At 66.6% G+C, this 17,036-nt stretch carries 14 protein-coding genes; 11 read left to right on the plus strand and 3 right to left on the minus strand.

The window, feature by feature from the left end; genetic code table 11:
* Positions 1–258: 258 nt before the first annotated feature.
* The 6 genes from KWG56_RS16575 to KWG56_RS16600 all read left to right on the plus strand — a co-directional run bounded on the left by KWG56_RS16575 (position 259) and on the right by KWG56_RS16600 (position 9,693).
* On the plus strand, positions 259–1,176 hold the full coding sequence (locus KWG56_RS16575; RefSeq protein WP_219355414.1) for a LacI family DNA-binding transcriptional regulator: 918 nt from the start codon (positions 259–261) through the stop codon (positions 1,174–1,176).
* Entirely contained in the window at positions 1,173–1,955 is a 783-nt protein-coding gene (gene hisN / locus KWG56_RS16580) for a histidinol-phosphatase (RefSeq protein WP_219352987.1), read from the plus strand. Before KWG56_RS16575 ends, hisN begins: the two co-directional genes overlap by 4 nt.
* A 189-nt stretch (positions 1,956–2,144) precedes the next feature.
* Positions 2,145–4,496 (plus strand): TonB-dependent receptor, encoded by a 2,352-nt coding sequence (locus KWG56_RS16585; protein WP_219352988.1) that lies wholly within the window; start codon positions 2,145–2,147, stop codon positions 4,494–4,496.
* Between the two features lie 149 nt (positions 4,497–4,645).
* A complete protein-coding gene (locus KWG56_RS16590; RefSeq protein ID WP_219352989.1) occupies positions 4,646–5,344 on the plus strand; it encodes a winged helix-turn-helix domain-containing protein in 699 nt (232 codons plus the stop codon).
* A gap of 159 nt (positions 5,345–5,503) precedes the next feature.
* Positions 5,504–8,014, plus strand: a complete 2,511-nt coding sequence (locus KWG56_RS16595) for a TonB-dependent receptor (RefSeq protein ID WP_219352990.1) — start codon at positions 5,504–5,506, stop codon at positions 8,012–8,014.
* 8 nt (positions 8,015–8,022) lie between these two features.
* A complete protein-coding gene (locus tag KWG56_RS16600; RefSeq protein WP_219352991.1) occupies positions 8,023–9,693 on the plus strand; it encodes an alkaline phosphatase D family protein in 1,671 nt (556 codons plus the stop codon).
* Positions 9,694–9,714: 21 nt separating this feature from the next.
* Here the strand turns inward: KWG56_RS16600 and poxB are convergent, their stop codons facing one another.
* Positions 9,715–11,433: a ubiquinone-dependent pyruvate dehydrogenase gene (gene poxB, locus KWG56_RS16605; RefSeq protein WP_219352992.1), complete on the minus strand. Its 1,719-nt coding sequence runs from the start codon at positions 11,431–11,433 to the stop codon at positions 9,715–9,717.
* A 44-nt stretch (positions 11,434–11,477) separates the two neighbouring features.
* On the opposite strand from poxB, the gene KWG56_RS16610 reads away from it, so the two are divergent.
* From KWG56_RS16610 to arfB, 5 genes are all read left to right on the plus strand, one after another.
* Positions 11,478–11,858, plus strand: coding sequence for a DUF167 family protein (locus KWG56_RS16610; protein WP_219352993.1), 381 nt, complete (start codon positions 11,478–11,480; stop codon positions 11,856–11,858).
* Between the two features lie 91 nt (positions 11,859–11,949).
* On the plus strand, positions 11,950–13,440 hold the full coding sequence (locus tag KWG56_RS16615) for an amidohydrolase (protein WP_219352994.1): 1,491 nt from the start codon (positions 11,950–11,952) through the stop codon (positions 13,438–13,440).
* Positions 13,440–14,780 carry an amidohydrolase family protein gene (locus KWG56_RS16620; protein ID WP_219352995.1) on the plus strand — a complete coding sequence of 447 codons (1,341 nt, stop codon included), beginning with the start codon at positions 13,440–13,442 and terminating at the stop codon, positions 14,778–14,780. The genes KWG56_RS16615 and KWG56_RS16620 overlap by 1 nt, the downstream gene beginning before the upstream one ends.
* Positions 14,781–14,862: 82 nt before the next feature.
* Positions 14,863–15,321: a YaiI/YqxD family protein gene (locus tag KWG56_RS16625; RefSeq protein WP_219352996.1), complete on the plus strand. Its 459-nt coding sequence runs from the start codon at positions 14,863–14,865 to the stop codon at positions 15,319–15,321.
* A complete protein-coding gene (gene arfB / locus KWG56_RS16630) occupies positions 15,318–15,722 on the plus strand; it encodes an alternative ribosome rescue aminoacyl-tRNA hydrolase ArfB (protein ID WP_219352997.1) in 405 nt (134 codons plus the stop codon). The genes KWG56_RS16625 and arfB overlap by 4 nt, the downstream gene beginning before the upstream one ends.
* Positions 15,723–15,726: 4 nt before the next feature.
* Here arfB and KWG56_RS16635 read toward each other — a convergent pair whose 3' ends face one another.
* Both KWG56_RS16635 and KWG56_RS16640 read right to left on the minus strand, forming a co-directional pair.
* Positions 15,727–16,461 carry an EF-hand domain-containing protein gene (locus tag KWG56_RS16635; protein WP_219352998.1) on the minus strand — a complete coding sequence of 245 codons (735 nt, stop codon included), beginning with the start codon at positions 16,459–16,461 and terminating at the stop codon, positions 15,727–15,729.
* Between the two features lie 93 nt (positions 16,462–16,554).
* A complete protein-coding gene (locus tag KWG56_RS16640; RefSeq protein ID WP_219352999.1) occupies positions 16,555–17,025 on the minus strand; it encodes a hypothetical protein in 471 nt (156 codons plus the stop codon).
* Positions 17,026–17,036: the final 11 nt, after the last annotated feature.

Raw genomic sequence — 17,036 nt, forward strand, 5'->3', positions numbered from 1 at the left:
CCAGCGGGCGTCGGCGCCGTGGCCAAGCTGGTCGGCCTGCCCGCCGCCTTCTGGGGACTTGCAGGCCTGATGGTCCTGGTGCCAGTTCTGGCCCGCACGATCACGGCCAACAGAGGCTAGGCCCATGGATGTCGGCGCATGACCCGGACACGGCGAGCCCAGGTGACGCTGGCGGACGTGGCGCGCGTGTCGCGGGTCTCGATCATGACCGTGTCCAACGTCCTGAACGGCGGCGGCCGGGCCAGCGACGACACCCGAATGCGGGTCCGAGAAGCCGCCGCCTCCCTGGGTTATGTGCCCAATCTGTCGGCCAGTCGTCTGGCGGGGGCCGGTCTGTCGCGTGTCGGGGTCATCTATAATTCGGGCGAAAGCGCCTTTCAGACCACGCTGACGGCCGCCATCGCCACCGAGGCCGCGTCGCGCGGCCTGCAGCTTCTGTTTCGTCCGCTCCTGACCCGCAAGCCCGAGAGGGTGCGCGATCTGGCGCAGGAACTGGTGTCGAGCGGAGCCGAGGCGATCATTCTGGTGCCGCCCTATGCCGAGATGCTGGACGTCGGGGCGATGACGGAACTGGGCGTGCCGCTGGCCGGTCTGGTCACCGCCAGTCCGATCGAGGGCATGGCGACGGCGCGGATCGATAATGTGGGCGCGGCGCAGGCCGTGACGACCCTGTTGCTGGATCAGGGGCATGAAAGGATCGGCGTCGTCGTCGGCCCGTTGAACCATTCCGACAGCATCGCGCGCCGGGACGGGCATCGCGCCGCCCTGATCGCACGCGGCCTGACGCCGCCGGATGAACTGGAGGCGCAGGGCGACTTCGGCTTCGCATCCGGCATCGCTTGCGCCGATCAACTGCTGGACCTCGAACATCCGCCGACCGCCATCGTCGCGGCGAATGACGAAATGGCGGCGGGGGTCCTGTGGGCGGCAAACCGGCGCGGCCTAAGGCTGCCCGATGATCTGGCCGTCTGCGGCTTTGACGATACGCTTCTGGCCACCCGCGTCTGGCCGACCTTGACCACCATAAGACAGCCCCTGGCCGAAATGGCCGGGCAGGCGATGGAGGCGCTGAAGACCGCTTTCCGCAATCGCGACGAAGCCCCCGCCGCGACCGACGCCGTCCTGCCCTTCACCCTGATCGAGCGGGGCTCCACCAAGCCAAAGGTTCAACCATGACCACGCCTGTCGATATCGAGTTTCTGCACCGTCTGGCGGACGCCGCCGACGCCATCACCTCGACCCGGTTCCGGCAGGCGCTGGAGGTCGACACCAAGGTCAAACCGGGCTTCTCCTTCGACCCGGTGACGGATGCGGACCGCGACGCCGAACTGGCCATCCGTGAAATCCTGACGGCGACCTATCCGGACCACAGCGTTCTGGGGGAGGAATTCGGTCTGGCGGGCGACAGCCGGTTCCAGTGGGTGATCGACCCCATCGACGGCACGCGCCCCTTCCTGTGCGGCATTCCGGTCTGGGGCACGCTGATCGGCCTGACTGAGGAAGGCGTGGCGACCCACGGCCTGATGAGCCAGCCCTTCACCGGCGAACGCTTCTGGGGCGGGCCGGACGGGGCCTGGACCCGGCGCGGCGGCGCGCGCCATCCCATCCGCACGCGCGCGGTCGACGATCTGGCCGGGGCCGTCCTGCACACCACCTCGCCAGAGGGGTGGCCCGACCATCTGCTGGACGGCTTCGCCCGTCTGAAAACCGCCACGCGCATGACGCGATACGGCGGCGAATGCTACGCCATGGTCATGGTGGCGGCAGGCCAGATCGACCTGGCCATAGAGCCGTCGCTTCAGCCGTATGACATCGTCGCCCTGATCCCGATCATCGAACAGGCGGGCGGGGTGGTGACGCGGCTAGACGGCGAACGGGCTGAGGCGGGCGGCCCCGTGCTGATCTCCGCCAACCAGGGCCTGCACGAGCAGGCGCTGCGACTGTTCGCAGCCTGAAGGCGACGCCGTCGCATCGGTTCAGGCCTGCCTGCTGAATTGTGGAGATTGTCAGGAGATTTGAATTAGGTCGTTTGGCGACTGCGCTGATGTCACGACACGAATAATGCATCTGGTCGTTACACGTCTGTGAACTGACTATTGCACAGACGTCCTAATCCCCGACGCTGACATCGCAGGGGAACAATGATGCAACGTCGCAATAAACTTCGCCTCCAGCTTCTGCTGGGCAGCGCACTACTGGCGACGCCCGTCGCCGCCTTCGCCGAAACCGCGCCCGCACCGGCGCCGGTCGATCAACAGTCCGGCCTGGCCGACATCATCGTGACCGCGACCAAGCGTGAGACCAATCTGCAGGAGACGCCGATCTCGATTTCGGTGCTTGGCTCCGAGGCGCTGGAGAACCGTCACGTCCAGAGCCTGATGGATCTGGCCGACGGTGCCGTTCCGTCCCTGCGCGTCGCCACCTTCGAAGCCCGTCAGTCGGCCTTGACCATCGGCATTCGCGGCATCGTGCCGAACGACGCCAACCAGCCCGCTCGCGAACAGGGCGTCGGCGTCTATGTCGACGGCGTCTATCTGGCCCGCCAGCACGGCCTGGGCTCGGCCCTGCTCGACATCGAGCGCATCGAGGTTCTGAAGGGGCCGCAAGGCACCCTGTTCGGCCGCAACACCGAAGGCGGCGCCCTGTCGCTGGTCACGCGCAAGCCCACCGGCGAGTTCGGCATGCGCGCCACCGCCGGCGTCGGCAACCTGGACTCCTACAACACGGAAATGCACGTCGATTTCCCGGCCCTGGGCGACTTCGCCTTCAAGGTCGACGGCGTGATCCAGGTGCAGGGTCCGGTCACCAAGAACATCCTTCCGGGTGAGACCGGCTTTGGCCAGTACGACCGTCGCGGCCTGCGTTTCCAGACCCGCTGGACCCCGACCGACAACTTCTCGGCCACCCTGGCCGCCGACATCGGCAAGGACAAGAACACCCCCTTCTATTCGCAACTGCTGAACTTCAACCCGAACGGCCTGAATGTGGTGCCGTTCACGTCGCCAGTCGTCTCCGGTCGTTCTTCGACCGTCGCTGAAGGCAACATCCGTGGTTTGTCGCCGTTGGTGCAGGTCGAGGGCTCCAAGCGCATGACCCAGGCTGACATCGGCGTGCCGCAGCAGTGGAGCGTCGACGACACGCGCGGCATCGACCTGCATCTGTCGTACCGCCCGACCGACGCGCTGGAAATCCGTTCGATCACCGCCTATCGCGATCTGGACGTTGAACAGTACGACAACATCGCCGGCGCCCACCGTCCGCCGCTGGGCACGCCGAACGGCAAGTTCTCGCGTTACTCGCTGGCCGGTTTCTGGCAGCACCAGTTCAGCCAGGAAATTCAGGCGGTCGGTTCGCTGGGCGACAGCATCGACTACGTCGGCGGCGTATTCTACTTCAAGGAGACCGTCTCGGACGACGCCTCCACGCCCTCGACGAACCAGTGGAATGCGGACGGCACGGGCTACACCATCCTGGACCCAACCCCGACCATTCGCGGCTTCCGCTCGATGGACCGCAAGTCCACCGCCCACTCGGAATCCAAGGCCGTCTATGGTCAGGCGACCTGGACCCCCGCGAACCTGAGCGACCTGCACCTGACGGTCGGCGGCCGCTACACCTGGGATGAAAAAGACGGCACGCTGGAGCTGGTCAACAACGCCCTGCCGGTCGTGAACGGCGTCACGGGCGAACTGCACTTCAAGAGCTCGGTCGACCGTTTCGACCCGCTGGTCACCGTGGCCTATGATCTGACCAACACCGTCAACGTGTACGGCAAATATTCGACCGGCTACCGCGCCGGCGGCGCCTCCTCGCGCTCGCTGACCTATCGTTCGTTCGATCCGGAAGAGGTCAAGGCTTACGAACTGGGTCTGAAGAGCGACCTGTTCGATCGCCGCGTCCGCCTGAACGCCGCCATCTATGCGATGGACCGCACCGACAGCCAGATCGACTTCAGCCTGATCACCGGCACCCGCAACACGCTGGAGACGGTCAACGCCCCCGGCACGACCAAGATCCGTGGTCTGGAGCTGGAAGGTCAGTTCCGCGCGACCGACAACCTGACCCTGTCGGCCTCCTACGCCTATACGGACGCCAAGATCCCGGACACGGTCAACCCGTTCGACGGCAAGCTGCAGAAGGTGTTCATCGCCTATACGCCCGAGAACGCAGCCAGCGTCGCCGCCGACTGGGAATCGCCCTTCATGGGCGCGACCCTGAAGGCCCACATCGACGCCAACTACGCCGACGCCAGCCACAGCTTCGAACAGTTCGAAATCAAGAACGACCAGTCGTTCGTCGTGAACGGCCGCATCGCCATCGCCGACATCCAGACCAACCCCGGTGGTCCGCTGCTGGAAGTGGCTGTGTGGTCGCGCAATCTGCTGGACGAAACCTATGTCTATCGTCGTGATCCGTCGAACCGGGCCACGCTGGGGGACTACGGCAACTTCAACACGCCGCGCACCTTCGGCATCCAGCTGACGGCCAAGTACTAAAACTGACCAAGACTTAGCGTTTTGGCCCTCCTCGCCCCTGATCGGGCGGGGAGGGTTCAGGCGTTTTCGAATGTGAAACTGGCGTGAATTTTACGCGATGATTCCGCTTTTGCTGGACCGTCGCGATCCGGGCGGTGCAGAGGCGCGGCATGACGCCGCTGGTTCTGATCGCCGAAAGTGACGCCGAAACCGCCGACGGGCTGGACGTCGGCCTGCGCCGCGAAGGCTTTCGCACCGCTCTGGCGTTCGATGGTCAGGCGGCGCTGGACCTTCAGGATTCGCTGAAGCCGGACTTGATCTTCCTGGGCGTGGACCTGCCCGTCCGTGACGGCTGGGACGTGCTGGGCGAGGTGCGGCGGCGCGGCGAAACCCCCGTCATCATGCTGGCGCCGCAAGGGCGTGAGGCGGGGCGTCTTCAGGCCCTGCGGATCGGCGCGGACGACTATCTGATCCAGCCGCTGAGGCCGGTGGAGGCGGCGGCTCGCGCGCACGCCATCCTGCGCCGGACCCTGGGCGCACAGAAGGCCAAGGTGCTGCGCGTCGGGCCGCTGGAAGTGCAGCTTGAGAACTATCTGGCCGCCGTCATCCTGCACGAAGGGCGTCGGCGGCTGGACCTGACCCTGACCGAGTTCCGCATCCTGGCCCATATGGCGCGGACGCCGCTGCGGGTCTTCAGCCGCGCCGACATCATGCAGGCCTGTTTTCCCAATCAGGACGTGCTGGAACGCACCATCGACAGCCATGTCAGCCATCTGCGCCGCAAGCTGGAGACTTCCGGCGCGGCGGGCCTGCTGCGTAATGTCCGGGGCGTCGGTTATCGGCTAGAGCCGGAAACCGGAGTTTTTTGAACGCCGGATGATTTCGGACTTGCGCCGAAGCGCCGAACCCGGATCAAGCGTCGCCGTCATGTCTCGCGGTCGTCTTGAAGCCTATGCCGAACCGTCGCCGCCGCGACATGGCCTACGGCTAGTCAGTCCCCTGACATTGCCAATCCAGGGGATTCGATCATGACCATTTCACTGAAGGCGCGGCTGCTGGCCGCCGCGACCCTGGTCGGCGCCAGCGCCGGGGGAACCATCGCCTGGGCGGACGAACAGACGACGCCTTCCACCGTCGACGACATCGTCGTCACGGCTCAGTTGCGCGAACAGAAGACCATCGACGTCCCCTTCGCCCTGACCGCCTATTCCGGCCAGTTCCTGCAGGACCTGGGCGTTCAGGAGTTCGATCAGCTGTCGGCCTTTGTGCCCGGCTTCCTGGTGCAGAACCAGTCGCCGAACAATCCGGGCTTTGTGATGCGCGGCATCACTTCGGACAGCGGCTCCGCGACGGCTGAGCCGCGCGTGTCCGTCTTCCAGGACGGGGTGTCGATCTCCAAGTCACGCGGCTCTTATGTCGAACTGTTCGATATGGAGCGGATCGAGGTGGCCAAGGGGCCGCAGTCGACCCTGTACGGACGCGGCGCCCTGATCGGCGCGGTGAATCTGGTCCAGAATCGCGCCCGCATCGGCCGCACCGAAGCCTATGCCCAGGCCGAGGTCGGCAACGAAGGCTATCGCATGGTCGAGGGGGCGGTGAACCTGCCGGTCGGCGAGACGGCGGGCCTGCGTCTGTCCACGCGCCTGAAGACGCGCGACGGCTTTGTCGAGAACCTGCTGGGCGGCGACGATTACAACTCCATCGAGACCAAGGCCTTCCGCCTGTCCGGCGCATGGGCGCCGAATGAGCGGACGCGGTTCGACGTGATCGCCAACTATCAGACGGACAAGGCGTCCGGCACGCCGTTCAAGTCCATCGCCTATTTCCCCGCCGACCCGAACACCGGCGCGGTGCTGGGCGGCAAGGATCCGTGGGACGGCGCGGCCCTGACGCCGGGCGCGGCCTTTGACGGCGGCAAGTCGCTGGGCCTGACCCGCGAGGTCTGGGGCGTGACGGGTCTGGCCCGCATCGATCTGAATTCCTCCCTGCGTCTGAACTCGACCACGGCCTACCGCCAGTTCAAGAACTATGAGACCTTTGACGCGGACGGCGTCTCCCTGCCCATCCTGACCGCCGCCGAGGACACCTATGGCGAACAGTGGAGCCAGGATCTGCGCCTGAGCTACAACAACGGCGGGCGTCTCAGCGGCTTCGTCGGCGCGGGCTGGTTCCATGAAGAGGGCTATCAGCGCACCCCGACCCAGTTCGACGAACGTCTGGCCCTGGTGCAACTGGCCGGACTGCTGGACGGATCGCCGACCACGGTCGGCGACAAGACCCTGCCGATGGCCAGCTATCCGACGCTGGCGGGCCTGGCTCTGGGCGGACTGCTCAGCCCGCTGGGCGCGGGGGCCTTCGCCGCTCCCATCGCCGCCAACCTGAAGGCGACGCATATCGAGACGCCGATCAACAACTCGGACCTGACATCCTACGATGTCTTCGCCGATGTCACCTATGCCCTGACCGACCGGTTGGAGGTCTCGGGCGGGGTTCGCTACACCCGCGATGACAAGACAACGGGCTTCGCCAGTTCGGTTCAAAGCCGTTCGGTTCTGGGGGCGTTGCTGGCGCTTCAGTCGGGAGCGATCCCTGCCAGCCAAATGCAGGCCTTCCTGACGACCATGGCCAATCCAGCCTATCTGAACATTCCCGCCAATCTGTTCCCGCTGTTTGGCCTGACGGCCCAGCCGACGACGAACAATGGCGACTTCTCCTATTTCGACTCCAAGGATGACGGCGTGACCTGGCGTCTGACGGCGCGCTACGCCCTGTCCGACGACGCCAACATCTACGCCAACTATGCGCGCGGCCGCCGCCCGGAGGTGATCAGCGCCTCTGGTCCCGCCGCGCCGGGCGGCGCCGCCCGCTTCACCCCGGTCGCCGCCGAGACGGTCGACAGCTATGAGATCGGCGCCAAGGCCGCCCTGCTGGACCGCCGCCTGCGCGTGGACGGCGCTGTCTTCCTGTACAACTACGAAAACTTCCAGACGACGGTGCAGCAGGGCACCCTGTTCGTCACCACCAATGCGGGCGAGGCCAAGTCCTATGGCTTCGAGGGACAGGCCAACTTCACCGTCTCGTCGAGCCTGGATCTGTTCGCCACCTACGCCTTCAACCATTCGCGGTTCGAGAATGGCCTGTACAAGGGCAACCACTTCCGTCTGTCGCCTGACCATGCGGCCTCGTTCGGGGCCATCTGGCGTCTGCCGGTCGCGGGCGGCGCGATCGAGGTTCAGCCCACCTACACCTGGCAGTCCAAGGTCTTCTTCGACGACGACAACGACATCCCGGCACTGCAGAAGGGCCACTTCGTCCCTGACCTGATCCAGGACGAATACCAGGACGCCTATGGCCTGCTGAACCTGCGCATCCGCTATGCCCCGGCGTCGCAGAACTGGGGCGTGGAGGCCTTCGGCGAGAACATCCTGGATGAGAAATACATCAAGGATGCGGGCAACACCGGCGATGCGCTGGGGATGCCGACCTTCATTGCCGGACGGCCTGCCTCCTACGGCCTCGTGTTCAAGCTGAAGCTCTGAGAAAACCGATGAACCTGGATCGCCGCAGTCTTCTGGGCCTGCTCGGCGCGGGCGCCGCAACGCCCGCCGCCGCAAAGGCCGCCAACACCGGACAGGTCGCCTTTCTGCATGGGGTAGCCAGCGGCGATCCGGGGCCGCATTCGGCTGTCTTCTGGACGCGGGTGACGCCTGAAACGGGTGCGGGCGGCGATATCGCTGTCACGCTGGAGATCGCGCGCGATGCGGCCTTTAACGACCTGGTGCGCCGGGTTTCGACCCTGAAGGCCGGGGCTGAGCGCGACTTTACGGTCAAGCACGAACTGGATGATGCGGCGCTTCGTCCGGGCTCGGAGTATTTCTACCGCTTCACCGCAAACGGTGTGACGTCGCCGGTCGGACGGGTCCGGACCCTGCCCGAGAACCAGACACCCGACGTCGTTCTGGCGGTGGTTTCGTGCCAGCTTTATCCGGGCGGCCTGTTCAACGCCTATGACGCCATCGCCAGGCAGCCGCGGGTGGATGCGGTCGTGCATCTGGGCGACTACATCTACGAATATGGCGCGGGGGCGGGCGACTACGGCATGGACCACGGGGCGCGGCTGAACCGCATTCCCGAGCCTGCGCACGAGATCGTCACTCTGGCCGACTACCGGGCGCGCCACGCCCAGTACAAGACCGATCCAGACCTGCAGGCCGCCCATGCGCGGGCCGCCTTCATCTGCGTCTGGGACGATCACGAGGTGGCGAACGACACCTGGATTCTGGGCGCGGAGAACCACCAGCCGGAAACCGAGGGCGATTTCGCCGTGCGCAAGGCCGCGGCGCTTCGGGCCTATTACGAATGGATGCCGATCCGCGAGCCCAAGGCGGGCGGGATGCAGGAGGCGATCAACCGCGCCTTCCATTTCGGCGATTTGGCCAGCCTGATCATGGTCGAGACACGGCTTCTGGCGCGCAACAAGCAGCTGACCTACGCCGATCTGCCGCGAAACGCGGACGGCTCGCCCGACGTGGCGGCCTTTGAGGTCACGCGCAATAATCCGTCGCGCGACATGCTGGGCGAGGTGCAGCGCCGCTGGATCGGCGACACCATCCAGCGCTCGCACGCGGCGGGCCGTCCGTGGCAGGTGCTGGGCAATCAGGTGGTCATGGCCCGGGTCAAGGGGCCGAACATCGACCAGATGATGCCGCCCGAGCAGGTGGCCCAGCTTGTGGCGACCCTGCCGCCGGAAACCCGACCCGAGATCGAGGCGGCGATCCAGTTGTTCAAACTGGGCCTGCCGTTCAATCTGGACGGCTGGGACGGCTATCCGGCGGGCCGCGAGCGTCTGTATGAGACCTTCAAGGCCACAGGCGTCCAGCCCATCGTCCTGTCGGGCGACAGCCACGCCTTTTGGACCAATGAACTGTATGACAACGCCGGTCAGCGCCGGGCGGTGGAGTTCGGAACCTCGTCCATCTCCAGCCCGTCAGTGGGCGACCACGTCGGCGGCCTGCCCATCGGTCTGGCCCTGTCGTCAGCCAACCCCGAGGTGGTCTTCTGCGACCAGACGTCAAAGGGCTACATCCTGCTGACCCTGACGCCTGAGCGCGCGGTCGCCGAACTGTGCGCGGTCTCGACCATCATGGCCAAGCCGTATCAGACGCGGGTCGTGAAACGCTACAGCGTGACGCCGCAGGGCGATCTGACCGAGGTCTGATCCCCTGCCGGACCGGCGCTGCTAGAGGTTGGTCTTGGCCAGGGCCAGAACCTCGTCGCCGCGCCCGTTCATCACGGCCTTCAGCATATAGAGGCCGAACCCCTTGGCCTGCTCCAGCTTGATCTTGGGCGGGATGACCAGTTCCTGCTGGGCGGTGATCACATCGACCAGGGCCGGACCGGGGTGGGCGAGGGCGGCGGCGACGGCCTCCTCCAGATCGCCAGAATCCTCGACACGGAAGGCGGTCACGCCCATGGCGGCGGCCATGGCGGCGAAGTTGGGGTTTCTCAGGTCGGTGCCGGTGTCCAGGAAGCCCGCTGCCTTCATCTCCATGGCGACAAAGCCCAGCGAGCCGTTGTTGAAGACGATGATCTTCACCGGCAGCTTCAACTGCGTCAGGCTGATGAAGTCGCCCATCATCATGGTGAAGCCGCCGTCGCCCGACAGGGACACGACCTGACGGTCCGGCGCCGCCGCCTGCGCGCCCATGGCCTGCAGCATCGCATTGGCCATGGAGCCGTGGTTGAACGACCCGATCAGGCGACGCCGGCCGTTCATCTCCAGATAGCGCGCGGCCCAGACGGTGGGCGTGCCGACGTCGGCGGTGAAGATGGCGTCGTCCTCGGCCAGGCGGCTGACGACCTCGGCGACATATTGCGGATGGATCGGCTTTCCGGGCGGGGAGGGGCGGGCCAGATCGTCCAGACCCTTGCGCGCCCCGACATAGTGTTTCTGCGCTGACTCCAGGAACCGTGACGAACGCTCGTGCTTCAGACGCGGCAGCAGGGCCGACACCGTCTCGCTGACATCGCCGACAATCCCCTGCGCCAGCGTCGCCCGCTTGCCCAGCGCCGTCGGGTCGTGGTCGATCTGGATGATCTTGGCGCCCGTCGGGTAGAAGTTGCGATAGGGGAAGTCGGTCCCCAGCATGACCAGGGCGTCACAGGCCAGCATGGCGTGATAGCCGGACGAGAAACCGATCAGGCCGGTCATGCCGACGCTGTAGGGATTGTCCCATTCGACATGCTCCTTGCCGCGCAGGGCGTGGACGACTGGCGCCTGCAACGCCTCGGCCAGCGCCACGACCGCGTCGTGCGCCCCCGCACAGCCGCTGCCCGCCAGAATGGTCACCTTGTTGGCCCCGTTCAGCAGTTCGGCGGCGCGGTCCAGATCGGTCTCGGCGGGGCTGATGCGGGGGCGGCCCGGCGCGTGCCATTCCGTGCTGGCCCCGTCCGGCGCCTTGGCCAGGGCCACGTCGCCGGGAATGACGATCACCGCCACACCGCCCTTGCCGACGGCGGTGTTCAGGGCGCGGGCCAGGACGCCGGTGATCTGCGCCGGGTTGGTGACCAGTTCGCAGAAGTCGCTGCACTCGCGGAACAGCTCCTGCGGATGGGTCTCCTGAAAATAGCCCAGACCGATCTCGGATGAGGGGATATGGGCCGCGATCGCCAGAACCGGCGTGCGGTTGCGGTGGCAGTCGAACAGGCCGTTGATCAGGTGCAGATTGCCCGGCCCGCAGCTGCCTGCGCAGACGGCCAGCTCCCCAGTGATGGCGGCCTCGGCCCCGGCGGCGAAGGCGGCGGTTTCTTCATGGCGGACATGCATCCATTCGATGGTGTCCAGCCGTCGCAGACTGTCGTTCAGGCCGTTCAGACTGTCGCCGGTCACGCCCCAGATGCGTTTCACCCCCGCATTGGTCAGGGTCTGGGCGATCAGGTCGGCGACGGTCATCGACATGGGTGCGTCCTCATGGGCGGCCGGTCATCGGCCCCGATCATGGGATGACGCGTCAGACGCACAGCCGTTCCCCGGCCGAGACTTATTGTCTAGGTTTGGCGGCGATTTCCCACCTCTCCGCGCGAGCCTGTCCCATCGCCGACCTTGCCCTGAAGCTCCAGCCCGGCGCCTCCGTCGACCGCATTGACGGCTGGGAAGCCGACGCCGAGGGACGGCCTGTCCTGAAGGTCCGCGTGCGCGCCCGGCCGGTGGATGGCGAGGCCAACGAGGCGGTGACCCGGTTCCTGGCCAAGGCGCTGGGCGTCAGCCGGTCTGCGGTCAGTGTGAAGCGCGGCGGCCAATCGCGGCTGAAGATGATTTCCATAGACGGGCTGGACGAGAATATCCTTCGGGAACGCATTGAGGCTCTGATCTCTGGGCGTTGAAACGCTTTGACCTTCCGCAATTGACCCGTTTCTATGGGGCATTCGCCGCATCTGCTTTTGTCAGGGTGCGGAGTGGGAGAAGGGGCTTTTTATGAACAGACATCATCTGCGGGGCGCCAGCCTCGCGGCGGTCGCTTGTGCGGCGTTGGCGCTGAGCGCCTGCGCCACGACCGGCCAGGGGACGGCCAGCTCCGAGGCGGGCGGTGCGGCTAAACCCTCCAAAGATCGCAGCCTGGACGCGGGACTGGACCCGGCGACGACGCTGAATCCCTATCCCTCGACCTATCAGCCCCTGCCGCGCGAGAATTTCGCCGTGGTCGGCGCCACCGTCCTGACCGGCACGGATCGCAAGATCGAGAACGGCGTGGTCGTGGTCACGGACGGCAAGGTCGCCGCCGTCGGCGACGCCCAGACCCCGGTTCCCGCCGGACACCGCGTCATTGATGCGCGCGGCCGCTATGTCACCCCCGGCGTCATCGACGTGCACAGCCACCTGGGCGTCTATCCGTCGCCCGGCGTTCAGGGCCTCAGCAACGGTAACGAAGCCACCAGCCCGAACACCGCACAGGTCTGGGCCGAACATTCGATCTGGCCTCAGGACCCCGGTTTCAACACCGCCCGCGCGGGTGGCGTGACCACGCTGCACATCCTGCCCGGATCGGCGAACCTGTTCGGCGGTCGCGGCGTGACCATTCGCAATGTGCCCTCGGTCACCATGCAGGGTCTGAAGTTCCCCAACGCCCCCTATACGGTCAAGATGGCCTGCGGCGAGAACCCGGCGCGCGTCTATGGTTCCCGCAACCAGAGCCCCTCGACCGCCATGGGCAATATGGCGGGCTATCGCGCCGCCTTCATCGCCGCGCGCGAATACAAGGCCAAATGGGACAAGTGGCGTGAGACGGGCGAAGGCTCGCCGCCGACCCGCAACCTGCAGAACGAGACGCTGGCCGGTGTTCTGGACGGTTCGATCCTGATCCAGAACCACTGCTACCGCGCCAACGAAATGGCGATGATGATGGATATGGCCAATGAGTTCGGCTACCGCATCTCGACCTTCCACCACGCGACCGAAGCCTACAAGATCGCGCCGCAACTGGCTGCCAACGGCATCTGCGCGGCCATCTGGACCGGCTGGTGGGGCTTCAAGATGGAGGCTCTGGACGCCATCGAGGAGAACGCCGCCCTGGTGGACGCCCAGCAGGGTTCGTGCGCCGTCATCCACTCCGACGATCCGGAACTGACCCAGCGTCTGAACCAGGAGGCCGCCGCCGCCCTGTCGGCCGGTCGCCGCGCCGGTCTGAACATCTCGGAAGAACACGCCATCGGCTGGTTCACCTCCAACGCGGCCAAGGCCATAGGCATCGCCGATCAGACGGGGTCGCTGACGCCCGGCCTGCGCGCCGACGTCGTGATCTGGAGCGCCGATCCCTTCTCGATCTACGCCCGCGCCGATCAGGTCTTCATCGACGGCGCCCTGACCTATGACCGCGCCAATCCCGCCTATCAGCCGACCAGCGATTTTGAGCTGGGCCAGCCGGGCTATGGCCTGACCACGGCCAACGCCACTGTAGGAGCCCGCTGATGCGCCTCTCTCACATGATCGCGGGCGCCGTCGCCGCCCTGTCGATGGCCGCGCCTGCGGTCGCCCAGGAGACCGTCGCCATCGTCGGCGGGCGCATCCTGACCGGAACCTCCGTCATCGAAAGCGGCACTGTCGTTCTGCGTGACGGCAAGATCGTCTCGGTCGGATCGGGCGCAGCGCCTGCGGGCGCGCGCGTCATCAATGCGGCGGGCAAGACCGTCGCCCCGGGCTTCGTCGCCGTGGATTCCGGTCTGGCCGGCACCGAGGTCGGATCGGTGCGCGGCACCAATGACCTGAGGAACAGCGCCAATACGCTGAGCGCGGCCTTCGACGTCTCCTATGGGCTGGACCCCTGGTCCTTCACCCTGCCGGTGGCGCGTCTGGGCGGCATCACCCGCGCGGTGGTCGTGCCCCAGCACCCCGGATCCTCGGGCGGCCATGTCCATGAAGAGGACACGGCGGGCGCAGGCGACGGCGGCTTCCAGACGCCGGGCCTGTTCGCCGGTCAGGCGGCCATCATCAACCTGGGCCAGGGCTCCAACATCCTGGTCAAGCCGCGCGTGGCCATGGTCGCCCCGTTCGGTGAGGCCGGGGCCGCCGTCGCGGGCGGCGCGCGCGGCGCCCAGTTCGTCCTGTTCAAGGAGACCCTGTCGGAGGTCCGCCTCTATGCCCGCAACAAGTCGGCCTATGAGCGGGCGGGCCTGCGTAATCTCAGCCTGTCGCGGGCTGATCTTGAGGCCCTGATCCCCGTCGCCAACGGCACCCTACCCCTGATCGTCACCGTCCATCGGGCGTCGGACATCCAGCAGGTTCTTCGTCTGGCGCGCGAAGAGGGGATCAAGATCATCCTGGACGGTGCCGAGGAAGGCTGGCTGGTCGCGGGTGAGATCGCGGCGGCCAATGTGCCGGTTCTGCTGAACCCCATCTCCAACCTGCCCAGCGATTTTGAGGTGCGGGCGGCGCGGATGGAGAATGCGGCGGCCCTGAACGCGGCGGGCGTGGTCATCGCCATCAAGGGCAATGAAGGCTCGACCCACCGGGCGCGCGAGGCCCGCTACAACGCCGGCAACGCCGTGTCGCACGGTCTGCCCTACAGCGCAGCCATCGCCGCCCTGACGGTCAATCCGGCCAGGATCTTCGGCATGGCCGGACAGTTCGGCCAGATCGCGCCGGGCGCTGCGGGCGATGTGGTGATCTGGTCAGGCGATCCGCTGGAGCCGCTCAGCCAGCCGTCGGCGATCTTCGTCAACGGCGTCGAACAGCCACTGACCAGCCGTCCGCTATTGCTGCGCGACCGCTACCTGCAGCCGACGACGATGCCGCCGGCCTATCGGAACTGATGAACGCAAAGGGCGGGGCCGGTGGTCCCGCCCTTTTTCTTTGGGTCTGTCGCATCGCATCGCGCCGCGCTAGGTCACGCCTATGCCAACCACTATCTACATCGATGCTGACGCCTGCCCGGTGAAGGAAGAGGTCTATCGCGTGGCGCGCCGCTACGGGTTGAAGACCTATGTCGTGTCCAACGGCTGGATGCAGGTCCCGCGCGAGGCCCTGATCGAACAGGTGGTCGTGGACGCCGGGCCTGACATCGCCGATGACTGGATCGCCGAACGCGCGGGCGTGGGCGACGTGGTCATCACCGCCGATATTCCGTTGGCGGATCGTTGTCTGAAATCCGGCGCCCAGGCGCTGAAGTCGAACGGCCAGCCGTTCACCCCTGACTCCATCGGATCAGCCCTGGCCGGACGGATGGTGGGCGAGCATCTGCGCTCGATGGGCGTGGCCACATCCGGCCCGCCGCCGTTCTCCGCCGCCGACCGTTCGCGCTTCCTGCAAGCCCTGGATCAGGCGGTGGTCAAGGCGCGCAAGGCGACGACATGACGACCATCCCCGAGGACGAGCTGGAGTTCCGCTTCTATCGCGCGGGCGGGCCGGGCGGTCAGAACGTCAACAAGGTGTCGACCGCCGTGCAGATGCGCTTCGACGCCAGGAACTCGCCCAGTCTGACGGAGCCGGTCAAGGCGCGTCTGATGAAGCTGGCGGGCAGTCGCCTGACGCTGGACGGGGTGATCCTGATCAACGCCGTGCGCCACCGCACCCAGGAGCGAAACCGCGCCGACGCCATCGAACGGCTTCAGGCCATGGTGGACGAGGCCTCGATCAAGCCGGTCTATCGGGTGCCGACCCGCCCGACCAAGGCCTCCAAGGAACGACGCCTGAAGGCCAAGACCACGCGATCCGCCATCAAGAGCGGGCGAGGCCGTCCCAGCGGCGACGACTGAGGCGTCAGCGGCGCTCACGTCCCCGACGACCGCCGTCGTTCTGGATCGCCGTTTGCGGCAGACCCTCCAGCGTCAGATAGCCCTGATGCCTGGTGTCCAGCAGGCTGAACCAGCGTTCGCCGGTCGCCGTCCATTCCTGGAGGGTGATCTTCTGATCCATGTTGCGGTCGGCCGAACGCACTGGCTGCGGCACCGACAGCAGACCTGCGCGGGCCATGCGTTCCGAGGATTCGGCCGCCGCGGTGACGCGCGGCTCGCGCGGCTGGATGCGCGAGGGTTCATCCTCCTGGCCGCCGCCTTCGCCCATGCCCAGGCGCGGCCCGCCGCCGCGACGACCGCCGCCGCCGGGACCGCCGCGCCCGCCTGGCCCCGATTGCGCCCCGACACGCAGGAAGGCGGCGTCGATCAGCCGCTCATAGGCGGCGATCTCGGCGGGATCGATGATCTGGTCGCCGTTCTGGTCCAGCCTGCCGAACCAGCGCCGTCCGTCGGCGGCGAATTCCTCCGGGGTCAGGCGACCGTCGTGATCGGCGTCGGCGCCGGCGAACCAGGCCGCGACCGGATAGGGTTCGCCCGCCTGTGACAGGAAGGGTTCGCCATAAGGGCTGATGAAGATGGAGGGCCGGGTTGTCGGGGCCTGATCCTGTGGCGGATCAGTCGCCGGGGTCGCAGCGGCGCCGATGGACGGAGCAGCCGTCAGGCCCAGGCTGATGATCAGGCCGGCGATCACGCGTTTCATCTTGAACCTTCAGGCTGAGGACGCCCCCGTCCCACGCTTCAACGGCTCAAGTTGCGACATTCCGTCGCAGCATGAAAGCGGAATCTCGGCGGTTCAGCCCTCGGCGGGGCGGAACAGAAGCGCGGCGATGTGGTCGTCGCTGTCGAAGCCGATCAGCCATTCGGTGACCTGGTTGTCGAAGGTGACCTTGAACAACTGGGCCTCGCCTTCCTGACGCAGATATTCGACGGTCTTCACGGCGCCGAAGCTCTTCAACAGGGGCGCAACCTGGTCGGCCTGCTGGCGGATCTGGGTGGCCAGATTGTCGGTGAAGACGGCGTAGTCGAAGCCCGGTCCCTGGGCCGCCGTGATGACGCTACGCAGGGCTTCTTCGGCGCGGGCGATGTCTGGCGCCGCGGCTGACGGGGCGGATGGGGCGGGCGCCGGGCGCGCAGGCTGGGTTTGGGCTTGGGCGGGGCGGTCGAAGCTGTTGGGCACAGTTCCAGCCGCGACCTGCGCGGAGGCGGAGACGGGGGACAGCAGCAGGGCGGCGCCGAGGGCCGCCAGAGGCAGGGTCGTCTTCATGTGAAGGCTCC

This window comes from Brevundimonas nasdae, assembly GCF_019395145.1.
Taxonomy (GTDB): domain Bacteria; phylum Pseudomonadota; class Alphaproteobacteria; order Caulobacterales; family Caulobacteraceae; genus Brevundimonas; species Brevundimonas nasdae.